This is a genomic window from Desmospora profundinema, assembly GCF_031454155.1.
Lineage (GTDB): Bacteria > Bacillota > Bacilli > Thermoactinomycetales > DSM-45169 > Desmospora > Desmospora profundinema.
Window position 1 is genome coordinate 31,252 of record NZ_JAVDQG010000002.1, and the last position, 12,592, is coordinate 43,843.

General features: G+C 53.1%; 14 protein-coding genes. 2 read left to right on the plus strand and 12 right to left on the minus strand.

What is annotated here, in order from left to right:
• Positions 1–4 precede the first annotated feature (4 nt).
• From JOE21_RS03765 to JOE21_RS03780, 4 genes are all read right to left on the minus strand, one after another.
• On the minus strand, positions 5–421 hold the full coding sequence (locus tag JOE21_RS03765; protein ID WP_309862555.1) for a cell division protein SepF: 417 nt from the start codon (positions 419–421) through the stop codon (positions 5–7).
• A 24-nt stretch (positions 422–445) separates the two neighbouring features.
• Entirely contained in the window at positions 446–1,135 is a 690-nt protein-coding gene (locus tag JOE21_RS03770) for a YggS family pyridoxal phosphate-dependent enzyme (RefSeq protein WP_309862557.1), read from the minus strand.
• Positions 1,136–1,139: 4 nt separating this feature from the next.
• The gene (gene pgeF, locus JOE21_RS03775; RefSeq protein WP_309862560.1) at positions 1,140–1,967 is read right to left on the minus strand and encodes a peptidoglycan editing factor PgeF; all 828 of its coding nucleotides are present in this window, start codon (positions 1,965–1,967) and stop codon (positions 1,140–1,142) included.
• 112 nt (positions 1,968–2,079) lie between these two features.
• Entirely contained in the window at positions 2,080–2,382 is a 303-nt protein-coding gene (locus JOE21_RS03780) for a YlmC/YmxH family sporulation protein (protein ID WP_309862564.1), read from the minus strand.
• A 196-nt stretch (positions 2,383–2,578) separates the two neighbouring features.
• Here JOE21_RS03780 and JOE21_RS03785 point away from each other — a divergent pair, with 196 nt between their 5' ends.
• On the plus strand, positions 2,579–3,238 hold the full coding sequence (locus JOE21_RS03785; RefSeq protein WP_309862567.1) for a hypothetical protein: 660 nt from the start codon (positions 2,579–2,581) through the stop codon (positions 3,236–3,238).
• A gap of 145 nt (positions 3,239–3,383) precedes the next feature.
• Here the strand turns inward: JOE21_RS03785 and sigG are convergent, their stop codons facing one another.
• On the minus strand, positions 3,384–4,157 hold the full coding sequence (gene sigG / locus JOE21_RS03790) for an RNA polymerase sporulation sigma factor SigG (RefSeq protein WP_309862570.1): 774 nt from the start codon (positions 4,155–4,157) through the stop codon (positions 3,384–3,386).
• A 167-nt stretch (positions 4,158–4,324) separates the two neighbouring features.
• On the opposite strand from sigG, the gene JOE21_RS03795 reads away from it, so the two are divergent.
• Positions 4,325–4,906 carry a hypothetical protein gene (locus tag JOE21_RS03795; RefSeq protein ID WP_309862571.1) on the plus strand — a complete coding sequence of 194 codons (582 nt, stop codon included), beginning with the start codon at positions 4,325–4,327 and terminating at the stop codon, positions 4,904–4,906.
• A gap of 54 nt (positions 4,907–4,960) precedes the next feature.
• Here JOE21_RS03795 and sigE read toward each other — a convergent pair whose 3' ends face one another.
• From sigE to murB, 7 genes are all read right to left on the minus strand, one after another.
• Positions 4,961–5,683, minus strand: coding sequence for an RNA polymerase sporulation sigma factor SigE (sigE, locus tag JOE21_RS03800; protein ID WP_309862574.1), 723 nt, complete (start codon positions 5,681–5,683; stop codon positions 4,961–4,963).
• Positions 5,684–5,717: 34 nt separating this feature from the next.
• The gene (spoIIGA, locus tag JOE21_RS03805; protein WP_309862577.1) at positions 5,718–6,626 is read right to left on the minus strand and encodes a sigma-E processing peptidase SpoIIGA; all 909 of its coding nucleotides are present in this window, start codon (positions 6,624–6,626) and stop codon (positions 5,718–5,720) included.
• 251 nt (positions 6,627–6,877) lie between these two features.
• Complete coding sequence (gene ftsZ, locus JOE21_RS03810) at positions 6,878–7,987, minus strand: cell division protein FtsZ (RefSeq protein ID WP_309862581.1); 1,110 nt, start codon at positions 7,985–7,987, stop codon at positions 6,878–6,880.
• A 39-nt stretch (positions 7,988–8,026) separates the two neighbouring features.
• Positions 8,027–9,268, minus strand: coding sequence for a cell division protein FtsA (ftsA, locus tag JOE21_RS03815; protein WP_309862584.1), 1,242 nt, complete (start codon positions 9,266–9,268; stop codon positions 8,027–8,029).
• Between the two features lie 168 nt (positions 9,269–9,436).
• The gene (locus JOE21_RS03820) at positions 9,437–10,156 is read right to left on the minus strand and encodes a cell division protein FtsQ/DivIB (RefSeq protein WP_309862586.1); all 720 of its coding nucleotides are present in this window, start codon (positions 10,154–10,156) and stop codon (positions 9,437–9,439) included.
• A gap of 127 nt (positions 10,157–10,283) precedes the next feature.
• Complete coding sequence (murA, locus tag JOE21_RS03825) at positions 10,284–11,555, minus strand: UDP-N-acetylglucosamine 1-carboxyvinyltransferase (RefSeq protein WP_309862588.1); 1,272 nt, start codon at positions 11,553–11,555, stop codon at positions 10,284–10,286.
• 14 nt (positions 11,556–11,569) lie between these two features.
• Entirely contained in the window at positions 11,570–12,478 is a 909-nt protein-coding gene (gene murB, locus JOE21_RS03830) for a UDP-N-acetylmuramate dehydrogenase (RefSeq protein WP_309862591.1), read from the minus strand.
• Positions 12,479–12,592 lie beyond the last annotated feature (114 nt).

Below are 12,592 nucleotides of genomic sequence, written 5' to 3' on the forward strand. Positions count from 1 at the left end.
TGCTTCACCTCAAAATATCATTCGCTTCATCCGTTAGCATGTCTGTGATCGACCCCTGGATATCGACATTGGCAGGTGTGCACATAAAAATGTGAGATCCCAGCTTTTGAATGTTCCCATTGAGTGCGTAAACCGTTCCGCTGAGGAAATCGATGATTCGCACCGCGTGCTCTTTGGGAACACGCTGAAGATTGACGATGATGGGGCGGTGGTTTTTCAAGTTGTCAGCAATGTCCTGGGCCTCGTCATAAGAACGGGGCTCCGCGAGAACCACCCGGACATTTTTCTGGGTGTGCAGGGAGACCACGTTTCGCCGCCCCCGCTCCGGGGGCCCATCGGAAGGATCTTGGGTGTAGTCCCGGTACTGCTCGTCCTCTTCGTTGATTCCAAAGAAGCCCATGACGCGATCCATGAATCGCAAACCAACCGCCTCCTTGCCATCGCCCTAGTTTTGTCGACCCACCAACACGGAGCCTAACCGGAGGAAAGTAGCCCCCTCTTCGACAGCGATGGAGTAATCACGAGACATCCCCATGGACAGGTGGGGCACGTCCAATCGCGGGTTATCCAGGGTCCTCAACTGCTGCTGCAACCGTTTCAACCCCCGAAACACCGGGCGCGTCTCTTCCGGATCCTCTGTATACGGAGCCATTGTCATGAGGCCCTCGATCCGGATAAAGGGCAATTGCGCGGTTTCCCTTGCAAACTCCGTCAGTTCTTCCGGCGAGACACCTCGCTTGCTGCCTTCACCGGAAACATTCACCTGGATGAAACAGTGCAGGGGTTTCCCGGCTTCTTCAGCCCGTTTGTTCACTTCCTCGGCCAGGGAGAAGCGATCCAAGGAATGCAGGTATTGGAATTTCCCTACCACCTGTTTCACTTTGTTCCGTTGAAGGTGTCCGATGAAATGCCAAGTTCCACGGTCACCCAGCGCCTCCCACTTAGGAACCGCCTCCTGAGCCCGGCTCTCCCCGATATGGATCAACCCGGCGTCCAATGCGGCACCCGTTCGCTCCAGATCCACATACTTCGTCACTGCTATGATGTTCACATCCCGGGGATTCCTCCCGGAACGGCTGCAAGCTTCACGAATCCGCCGTTCCACCTCATCCCGCTGGTGTCGGATTGTCTCCATCCACTCATTCATCCTTTCGCAAACCGATGAAGGCCACCATCCGTCCTGTCCGTCCCCGATCACGCCGATGGGAGTGGAAATACTCCGGATGACAACTGGTACACCAGCCAGTGACCGACACGTATCTCTCCTCGAGTCCTTCTGTAAGTAACAACCGGCGATTCAGTTCACGCAGGTCTAACATCCATTTACCCGCTGACGCCGGTTTTAACACCGCATCTGCGTCACCGGGCAACATCTCCCTCACGGGCGAAGCCACCCGATCATCCACCTCGTAGCAACAGGCACCGATTGAAGGGGCGATCGCCGCCCGAATCCGTTCCCGCCGGGCACCCATCCTGACGAGTTCACGGACCATCGCCGGGCCGATGCCGCCGACGGTGCCACGCCATCCGGCATGAGCGACACCCACTGCCTTCACATCGGGGCAGAAGTAAAGAATCGGGACGCAATCCGCGTAAAAAGAGGCCAGCAAGATATCCGGCTCCCGGGTGATCAAGCCATCGGTCTGTGCAAAGGCTGATTGCCGGGATTCCCGTCCTTTGCCCCGATCCCCTGCTTTCACCTCTTGGATTCGGACTCCATGCACCTGCTCAGCGGAAGTCCAGGAAGCAAACGGAAAATTCAACACCTGAGACAACTGTTGCCGCTGCTGAATGACAAGTTCGGGATCGTCACCCACATGCAGGGCGTAATTACAACGATTAGGGTTCTTTAAGGATTCTCGGTTTCGGGTACTCATCCCTGCCACCACATACGAAAACTCCCGTTCCCAGGATGTTAGCGTAAGGAGCGGGACAGCGGCATCCGTCCGATATTGAAAGGGTTCCATCGTCTTCCCTCCCGACTAACAGTTTACCACAGCCCCCTGGGTAGACAAAGCGGTTTGTACTCACCAGTACAAGTCCCGCCGGGTCGCATCCGCTCCTGGTCTCGCTATGCCCTCATGGTCCATCGTTGGAAGGGTGGGTCAGCAGGGGGCGGGGATCCCCATCGTTTTCAGATGAAAAGCGAGAGTTGTCCAGCCTTACCAAAATGACATCCGATCCGATCTTTACAATCTGGCTCCATGGAATCACCCACTCTTTCCCTCCCGTCAACAATCCAAACAGGCGTGTTTCCCCCGGCACCACCAATGCACGGATCTGACCCGCCCGCAAATCAATGTCCAGGTCGTGGATTTGTCCCAACTTACGGCCATCTCCCACATTGACGACATCTTTGGTTTGCAGATCTGAGATCTTCATCACAGGGACCACCCCGATTTTTTTGGTTGGTTCATATATATGGCGAACCTTCCCCGATCATAATCAGCTTGTCAAAAACTGTAGGCAGGAAGAGAACCGGAAACGTGGAATTGTTCACCTACGCTTGACTTGTGGACAGAAAAAAAACGAGGCATGCGAATAAACCGTTAGAGAGGATCCTGAGGGGAGGAGTTTGGTGAAACAGCTCTTATTACTCTGTTTATGCCTTTTTATTATCATCGGGTGCTCCAATCAAGGAGCCGTCACTGTGTCACTGGGCACCGGAACCGATCACGACGGGATCACCGGAGAAACAGATGCATTTCAACCAGGGGAGCCCATCTGGGTGGAGGTTGTGGAAAAAAGCACTTTTGAAGACTCTTATATCGACCTTCAACTGATGGTGCAACAATCGGATGAAACTGTCCATCGCGGCGTCATCGCTATCAAATCCAGCGATCAACAAACACGATACGAGCTGCCCCTGAATCTTGTAGCGGGAGAGTATGACCTTCAGCTTTTCCGAGGGGGAGAATTAGCAGCAGCAAAGCCGTTCACGGTTCAAACCCGCGACATTCCAGACTATGAAGTCATACAGGAAACGAACCGGGAAGAAGGGATTATAGAATTACGGGTGGTAACGTCCGCTTCCACCCCTGTGGAACTGGGGGCTGTCCTTCATGATCTACAGGCCTTGCGGGAAGAAGCAGAAGTGATCTGGGTTCATTTTCATGAAGCGGCGGCAGGATCCTACGGCAGTATCAAAGCATCCGCCGGTATCACTCACACAGAAGAGGGGGCTTCCCGAATCGGTGTCAGCCATCCGAAAGAGTATTTCTTTGAAATGAAGAATTGACAGATGTAATCCTAAGGCTACTGACCTTTGTCAGCAGCCTTATTTTTTACCATAAAAACAGATCGGACAAGACGAAATAGATTAGGCTTGATATGCATAGAAAAACCCCACACCAAACAGGTGCGGGGTAAAACGAAGGGAAATCCTACTGAATAAACTTGTTCATTTGTTGAATAGCCGCTTTCTCCAGACGGGAAACTTGTGCCTGAGAAATCCCGATCTCGTCCGCCACCTCCATCTGCGTTTTTCCTTCGAAGAAACGCATGGATAAGATCATTTTTTCCCGGTTGTTCAGTTTCCCCATCGCTTCCCGGAGAGCGATCTCCTCCACCCAATTGACGTCTTTTTCATCGGACAATTGGTCCATGACGTATATGGGATCTCCCCCGTCCTGATAGATCGGTTCAAACAGTGAAACGGGATCCTGGATCGCATCCAGGGCGAAGACCACTTCCTCTTTGGAAACACTCAACGCCTCCGAAATTTCATGGATCGTGGGCTCACGGGAGTGCCGATACGTCAGCGTATCCCTGACTTGGAGCGCTTTATATGCGATGTCACGCAGGGAACGGGAAACCCGAATCGGATTGTTATCCCGGAGATAGCGGCGTATTTCGCCAATGATCATGGGTACTGCATAAGTGGAGAACTTCACGTTCTGGCTCAGATCAAAGTTGTCGATGGCCTTCATTAAACCAATGCACCCCACCTGAAACAGGTCGTCCACATTTTCCCCGCGATTGTTGAAGCGTTGGATCACACTAAGCACCAGACGCAGGTTCCCATTCACCAGCTTCTCTCTGGCTGAGCGATCCCCTTCTTCCTGCAGGGAACGGAACAGGGCGCGCATTTCCTCATTTTTGAGGACCGGCAACTTGGATGTGTCCACTCCGCATATTTCCACTTTGTTTCGCGCCATGGATTCCCCTCCTACGGATACGTTATTGTCAAGTATCTCCTTAGGAGGTAAATTTATAATCCCCAGCCTTCACCAATAAACAACCCGCATTATCATACATAACTCCTCCACCAAAAAGAAACCATATCCTTGATAAACCGATCAACATAAATAAGGAGGATACCCGTATGAGTGAGGAAGACAAGAAAACACAACGCATCGCCAAACAAGCAGCAGAAGTGGAAGTATCACAAGAACTGAGTTCATTCCGTAACCAATTGAATCAAATCGAAAAAACACTGCAGCAGTATCAGCAGCAGCAACAATCGATGCAACAGCAATCCCAACCTCAATCCCAGCAGCAAATGCAAAACCAAGCAAACCAATTGATGCAACAAATCCAACAGTTCAGCAGTCAATCCCAGCAACAGCAGCAACAAGTGGATCAGCAGCTGCAACAAACCCTGCAACAATGTATTCAGTTGCTTAATCAAGGGTTGCAGTATGTTCAGTCCAACCGTGCGCTAAACCAAATGGAACAAGCGCTCATTCAGGTTCGACAACAAATGGGGATGCAACAAGGGCAGCAAGGACAACAAGGGCAGCAACAGATGGGCATGCAAGGACAGCAAGGGCAACAGGGACAGCAACAGATGGGCATGCAAGGACAGCAAGGGCAACAAGGGCAGCAACAGGGGCAACAGCCATTCCAACAACAACAGCCCTATCAACAGCAACAACATACCCCTTCCCATCAACAATACCAATAAATAAAGAACGGAAAATGGGACGGAGATTCCGTCCCATTTTTCTTTGTAAAGCAGTCAAACCATTTTGTTAAATTCTTTACGGAGCCGCTTAATAATCCGTTTTTCAAGGCGGGAGATGTAGGATTGGGAAATCCCGAGCAGATCTGCCACATCCTTTTGCGTCTTCTCCTCGCCCCCGTTGAGGCCAAAACGGAGTTCCATGATCTTCCTTTCTCGTTCCGACAACTTCATCAGGGCGGTGCGAAGGATTTTTCGATCCACCTGCTCCTCGATGTTCCGGTAGATGGTATCATTCTCAGTCCCCATCACATCAGACAGGAGCAATTCGTTTCCGTCCCAATCCATGTTCAGCGGTTCATCAAATGAAACCTCCGACCGAATTTTATTGTTGCGACGCAAAAACATCAGGATTTCGTTTTCAATGCACCGGGAGGCATAAGTGGCCAGTTTAATCTTCTTTGTAGGGTCAAACGTATTGACCGCCTTGATTAATCCGATGGTTCCGATGGAGACTAAATCTTCGATGTTGATGCCCGTATTTTCAAACTTACGTGCGATATAGACGACCAACCGCAGATTCCGCTCAATCAGCATAGCCCGTACGGCGGAATCGCCGCCGGGGAGTTTATCCAGCAGATGTTCTTCTTCCTCCCGAGTCAAGGGGGGAGGCAACGCTTCACTTCCGCCGATGTAATAGATCTCTTCCCCTTTGAGCCCCATTTGGATTAGAATCCGATACCAAAGCAATTGCAACGCCAATTTCCACCTGACAACCATAGCCCGTACCCTCCTCTTGGTTAAGAGTTTGCTTTCATCCCGCCGCCGGCATGGTGGAAGGGTGAAGGATCGCTTGGTAGGTTCCATCGGAGGACAATCTTCCGGCATCCAGTCCGATCAGTACCTGCCCGGATTCTACCCATGTCCCCTTTTGGTGCACATCCACCCGGTCCGGCTTGAAAGCCAACATCATACCACCGTCACCGGCAGCCCCGCGGTAAGGAACCAACCGTACCCGGGTCAACCAATCCGGAGGCAAACCGGACCCGAGTGCATCCCAATCTTTGCTTTTTGCCAAACGGATTAACCCGTCGGGCAAGACCTCGGATAACCGACCCAGTTCCACCATCATGACCGGGGTGCGGCTGATGGGATCGCGAAGCTGATTGCCGGTATCGATCAAGCCGACACATTCCAACCGCACCCCTTCCACTGTGATCGCCACCGTCGCCAAGTATTGGTGTACCGCCTGACGATCCTGCAACGACCGGAATGAAACGCGGGCATACAACCAAACCAACGGAAAAGCCGCCAGTACAAATACCCACGAAACCGGCGAGCCCCATCCCGATGCATAGGTGACAAAAACCCCTCCTCCCGATTCAAGGCCCGCACCCAGCAGATAGTGGAGAGCGAACATTCCCCCACCGGTAACAAAAGAAATCAGGTAAAAGACACCCAGGTTCCGAAGAAACGCCAAGGGAGCCCGAAGCCCCATCGCCACTCCGACCATGAGGATGGACACAAACAACTTGCCTCCGAATGTATAAGCCAACGTCAACGGTTGCCACAGGTGCCAGACCGCATATGTCGCTCCGATCACAGCCGCCACCGCAATCCGCCAATAGGGGGTTCGTTGACGCCGGATGGCCGCGGTCAACCACAAGAGCAGCCCGTCGATGCAAAGATTGAGCAAAAAGACCATGTCGGCATATACTACCATATTTGGGTCCCTTCCCCCGTTAAGGTGTCCTCAGTATATCCCAATCACCCTTTCAATGTCTGTCTAATCTTGCTGCCTGCAGGGGACTTTTTTTGTCAAAAACCCATGAAAAAAGGGTGGTTGTCCGAAAAAGGTTGTGTGGCAGCGTTAGAATGCAATATCGACAGGCAGGATCTAAAACAAAAATACCCTCTGTGGATACAGAGGGTATTTTCGTCCATTCTGTGTCGATCTGGAAAGTGAAACCGGAATCACTTTTTGCGGCGGTGACGCAGGAAAGTAGGGATCTCCAGACCACCGTCTTCCTTGACGCTGGGCCGGACGATGTCCACCACTTGACTGCGATTGGTTGTTTCCTTCTTTTCCTCAAAAGCAAATTGAGGTTTTCCCTTCGCCTTTTCCTGTTCCTTGCCGTCAAATCCAGTAGCGATCACCGTCACCAGGATCTCGTCCTTCAGTTCCTCGTTGATAACCGCACCGAAAATCATATTCACTTCGGGATCCGAGGCGGATGCCACGATATCGGCTGCTTCGTTCACCTCGTACAGGCTTAAATTGGTGCCGCCGGTGATGTTCATCAGGACGCCGCGGGCCCCGTCGATGGAGGTTTCCAGCAATGGACTGCAGATCGCTTTTTTGGCCGCTTCCGTCGCCCGTGATTCTCCCGTCGCCATGCCGATGCCCATCAAAGCAGAACCCCGTTCGGTCATGATAGTCTTCACGTCGGCAAAATCCAGGTTGATCAAACCGGGCACGGCGATCAGATCCGAAATACCCTGGACACCCTGCCGCAATACATTGTCCGCTTCCCTGAACGCTTCCAGCATCGGAGTGTTTTTGTCCACGATCTCCAACAGGCGGTCATTGGGGATGACAATCAAGGTGTCCACTTTATCCTTCAATTCCGCGATTCCCTGATCAGCCTGCAGAGAACGTTTCCGGCCTTCAAATGTAAACGGGCGAGTGACCACGCCTACGGTTAGGGCTCCCAGTTCACGGGCCAATTCCGCAATCTCGGGAGCAGCGCCGGTGCCGGTGCCACCACCCATACCGGCGGTCACAAAAACCATGTCTGCTCCCTTTAACACGTTTTCGATGCTCTCCCGGCTCTCTTCGGCGGCTTTCTTTCCCACCGCCGGATTGGCTCCAGCCCCGAGCCCACGGGTCAACTTCTCACCGATCTGGAGTTTGACCGGTGCATGGGAACGGTTGAGGGCCTGAGCATCGGTGTTGGCTGCAATAAACTCCACCCCTTGAACACCGCTCTCGATCATGCGGTTCACGGCATTGCTTCCACCGCCACCCACTCCGATAACCTTGATCTGGGCAATTTGTTCGACTTCCATATCAAACTCCAACATCGATTGTCCCTCCAATTACGATAAAATCTGTCTATTCCCTCAGATGAACTCCTTCAAAAACCATTTTTTCATGCGTTCCAGTGTGGAGGAACTGCGTTTGTTCTTTTGTGCAGATGGATTTTGTCCCTCTTCCGGTTCGATCAGACGGAGCATCCACCGCTTTTGGATATAGTGGATCATACCGACACCGCTGGTGAAGGAAGGATCCTGCACACCGATATGTTCCGGTGAAACGACTCTCACCGCTTGACCCAGTTGAGCTTGGGCAACACGAAGGATATGGGGGGTGGACAATACTCCGCCCGTCAAAACGAAACCGCCGGCAGGCTCTCGATCAAAACCCATCGCCTCCACCTGTTCCCGGATTAATTGAAAGATCTCTTCGATCCGGGGCTCGATAATCAGGGCCAATTCTTCTTGATTGACCGTGTTCTCCCGATTACTGCCGATGGTAGGCACCGGAAACGTCACTTCCCTGGATGCCTCGTCCACGGTAGCCACACCGTATTTCCGCTTCACTTTTTCTGCTGCTTCCGTATGGGTTCGAAGACCGATCGTAATATCATTGGTGATATATTCACCCCCAATGGGAAGCACTGCCGTCGACAACAGGTACCCTTGTTCAAAAACGGCGATGGAAGTCGCCCCTCCACCAACGTCCGCCAAGACGACTCCCATGTTCTTTTCATCAGCGGACAAGCAGATTTCACTAGCGGCGAGGGGGAGCAACAGGATCCCCGCTACGGACAGCGATGCCTTTTCCACGCAACGCAGGACATTGTGAATAATTGTTTTGGACCCGGTTACAATAGTGGCTTCCACTTCCAGTCGGACGCCCACCATTCCGTAGGGATCCTGGACGTCGCCCAAACCATCGACCACAAATTGTTTGGGTACGACTTCGATAATGGCCCGCTCCGGGGGCAACGCGATCACGCGGGCCGCCTGAATGACCCGTTCGATATCCTGTCTCCCTATCTCGCGATTCTCACTGGAGACCGCAACCACTCCGTGACTGGGCTGGAGCGCCACATGGTTGCCGGAGATACCTACGAACACTTTGGAAATCTCTATCCCAACCATCCGTTCCGCATGATCGATTGCTTCCCGGATTGATTGAACGGCTTGGTCAATGTCAATGATGGCCCCTTTCTTCGTCCCCTTGGCGACCGCCGATCCGACTCCGACAATTTGCGTGCTTTCCTTTGTCACCTCGGCGACGATCACCCGTACCTTGGATGTTCCGATGTCTAAGCTGACAATGAACTCTCCACTGCTCAAATCCTGGGCACCTCCTCGCCCGAGAATCGTTCAACGGTGGTGGAAATCTTCATTTTTAATGAGGGGAGAAGCGAAGGGAGATTCCGCTTGTACCACATTTATTCAACATGAAGGGAGATTTCCCCTTTTTCCCACTTAACTTTTTCTTCAGTGGGCAAAACGCTGCAATCACTCCTTTTCCGGCTCGAACCAAGTGCTCTCCAACAGGTTCAACGTGCCTGGGGGACGATTGCGGAACATAGAATAATAGGGAATTTTCTCACCGAAATCACGAATTCGCACCCGTACAACATGATGGTTACGCGTATAGACCCGGACCAAATCCGGATATGTAGAATCCTCCCCCGGCCGGATCTCGGACAGATCCGCCTGGATCCGTTTGGGGAGATCAGCCAATCCGCGTGCAAGAGCGGGATCCCACTCCCCCCGCTTCTCCCAGCCGCGAAGAAGGGGCTTGTCCAGATTGCCGGACCATGGCCGGTCTTTTAATATCTCTCCGTTTCCCAGTACCGGATACGCAAGAGAGCCCTCCACCCAAAAAGCAACCCGGTGTGATTCCTTCACCTCGATATCCACAGTACCGGGAAAAGTCTTGGTCACCACCGCCTCCCTCACTTCGGGCAGGGCAGCAATCCGCCGTTCGGCTTCGCCGCCGTCCCAATGAAAATAAGAGCTCCCTTTTTCCAGTCGGGCCAATTGCAAGAGCTCTTCTTCCGTTACCATATGATTTCCCTTGATTCGGACATCCCGAATCTCCCCCAATGGGGATTCCAAAAACAAGATGATCAGAGTCCCCAGGAAAAAGAGAAGGATGAACAGGATGGCTACGAATGAAGGGGGTTTACGGGAACGGGTGGGGGAACGCAAGGGACGCACCCGCTCTTCCATGGCGACATCTCCTTCCGGTGGGAATCACCATGATAGGAACCTTTTCTAATGTTACCACAAACTTAGGCGGTCCGGGAATCGATATCCTTAGAGATAAAAAAACAGCGCACGGCTGTGTCGCTGTTTTTCATGCGAACGCTCTTTTTCCCGGATGACGCTGGATTTGCCCTCCCAGCTGGAACAGCGTTTGTTCTAACCGTTCATACCCGCGATCGATGTGGGCAAGACCCCGAACATGAGTCGTCCCCTTGGCTGCCAGTCCGGCTATGACGAGAGCAGCGCCGGCTCGTAGATCCGTCGCTTCCACCACGGCTCCCCGCAGATGGGGGACCCCTTCGATTTCCACCCGATTATTCCTGACTGTCAACCGGGCTCCCATCCGAATCAACTCGTGCACATGTTTAAAACGACCATCAAAGATCCCTTCCTGAATGGTACTTTTTCCTTCGGTCACAGATAAAAGCGCCATCACTTGGGGTTGCATATCCGTTGGAAAACCAGGGTACGGCTGCGTAACCACACCACCCACTGCGGAGAGTCGTCCGCCTCCCCTGACCCACAGAGCATCCCCTTCGGATTTTAATTGAGCACCTGTTTTCTTAAGCAGCTCAATGGTGGACGTCATATGATCCGGCATCACGTGAGTGAGAAGAACTTCTCCACCAGTAACAGCGGCGGCAATGGCCAGCGTCCCCGCAACAATCCGGTCGGGGATTACCTCATAGGAAACCGAGTGTAGTCGCTTGACGCCCCGGATCGTGATGGTCTCCGTCCCCGCTCCTCTGACATCGGCACCCATCCGGTTGAGGAAGCGTTGCAGATCCAGTATTTCGGGCTCCCGGGCCGCGTTGCGGATGGTCGTCTCCCCGTCCGCACACACAGCTGCCATCATAATGTTTTCGGTCGCTCCCACACTGGGCAAAGCCAAGCGGATATGCGCTCCCTTCAATTGGGAGGCCGTGCAGCGAATCGACTCCCCATCATCCTCCACCATGCCTCCAAGAGCTTCCAATCCTTGGAGATGAAGGTCAATCGGGCGTGCTCCGATGGCACAACCGCCCGGCCGAGTAATGGAGACCTCTCCCAGTCTGGACAACAGCGGTCCCATCAAAAAGATGGACGAACGCATCTGACGCATCAGGATTTCAGGAATTCGAGAAGATTTCAATGTGGAGGTTTCCAGCTTGACGGTGTTCCCATCCCAGCGCATTTTGACGCCGAGGGACTTCAGGATCTCATTCATCACGGCGATGTCCGACAGATGCGGTACATCCCGGATCTCATGGATGCCTTCCACCAAGAGCGTAGCTGCCAGGATGGGAAGGGCTGAGTTCTTCGCACCTTGAACACGAACGGTTCCGTACAGAGGTTTTCCGCCCTTGATGACAAACTGCTCCAATGTTCCACCTCCGTCTACCCTTCACCCACCACCTGAACTTCCGGCACCAAGGTGACGCCGTATTCTTTCTCAATCGTTCCGATGATGTGCTCTATCAGGGTGAGAACATCGTTTGCCGTCGCTTGACCGCGATTAATAATAAAGTTCGCGTGTTGAGTGGAAACTTCGGCATCGCCGACCCGATAACCCTTCAGACCCGCGGCTTCGATCAGGCGGCCGGAATGGTCGCCGTCAGGATTACGGAATACACTGCCCGCACAGGGATGCTGAAGGGGCTGCGTTTGACGCCGCCGATCCTTGAATTGAGCCATGGATGCAGCCACTTTTTTGCGGTCGCCCGCTTTTAATTGAAAAACCGCCTCCGTGACTACGCCGCGCAGGGAAGACTGCAGGATGGAATGCCGATAGGAAAAGTCCAGCTCTTGATTGGTCAGGCGAATCCATCGTCCCTCTTCCAACAGCACCTCCGCCGACTCCAACACCCGGCAAACCTCAGATCCGTGGGCACCGGCGTTCATAAAAACAGCGCCACCCACCGTTCCTGGGATTCCCCCGGCAAACTCAAGGCCAGTCAAACCCGCTTTGGCAGCCAGGACCGACAGTTTCACAAAAGAGTGTCCGCCGCCTGCAATTACCCGGTCCCCATCCACCCGGTAATAATCCAATCCGTTTCCCATCTTGATGACGGCACCGCGAATCCCACCGTCACGGACCAACAGGTTGGATCCGCGACCGATCACCCGCCAAGGGATCTGATGACGGTACAATATGGCCATCGTTTTCTCCAGCTCTTCTCTGTTTTGGGGAATGACCAGGATATCGGCAGGCCCGCCCACTTTCCAAGTAGTGTGGCGAGAAAGGGGTTCATCCAGTCTTACATCTTCGATTTGGGCTTCTTTTAATTCGAGGGCGATAGGTTCCACAGGCGGGACCTCCTTTCACAGACACTCAGCACACTGATGGTATCCAGGCGCGGCATACGATATCCTATGCCTCCGCCCCGATTGTGTGACGCAGGCCTAAAACCGGTATTCACG

Excerpts from the sequence above, each read along its gene's own strand:
- spoIIGA (WP_309862577.1), bottom strand. The coding sequence starts at position 6,626 with ATGGTAGTATATGCCGACATGGTCTTTTTGCTCAATCTTTGCATCGAC.
- JOE21_RS03795 (WP_309862571.1), top strand. The coding sequence starts at position 4,325 with ATGAGTGAGGAAGACAAGAAAACACAACGCATCGCCAAACAAGCAGCA.
- sigE (WP_309862574.1), bottom strand. The coding sequence starts at position 5,683 with ATGGTTGTCAGGTGGAAATTGGCGTTGCAATTGCTTTGGTATCGGATT.
- pgeF (WP_309862560.1), bottom strand. The coding sequence starts at position 1,967 with ATGGAACCCTTTCAATATCGGACGGATGCCGCTGTCCCGCTCCTTACG.
- sigG (WP_309862570.1), bottom strand. The coding sequence starts at position 4,157 with ATGGCGCGAAACAAAGTGGAAATATGCGGAGTGGACACATCCAAGTTG.
- JOE21_RS03820 (WP_309862586.1), bottom strand. The coding sequence starts at position 10,156 with ATGGAAGAGCGGGTGCGTCCCTTGCGTTCCCCCACCCGTTCCCGTAAA.
- JOE21_RS03780 (WP_309862564.1), bottom strand. The coding sequence starts at position 2,382 with ATGAAGATCTCAGATCTGCAAACCAAAGATGTCGTCAATGTGGGAGAT.
- JOE21_RS03770 (WP_309862557.1), bottom strand. The coding sequence starts at position 1,135 with ATGGAGACAATCCGACACCAGCGGGATGAGGTGGAACGGCGGATTCGT.
- ftsZ (WP_309862581.1), bottom strand. The coding sequence starts at position 7,987 with ATGTTGGAGTTTGATATGGAAGTCGAACAAATTGCCCAGATCAAGGTT.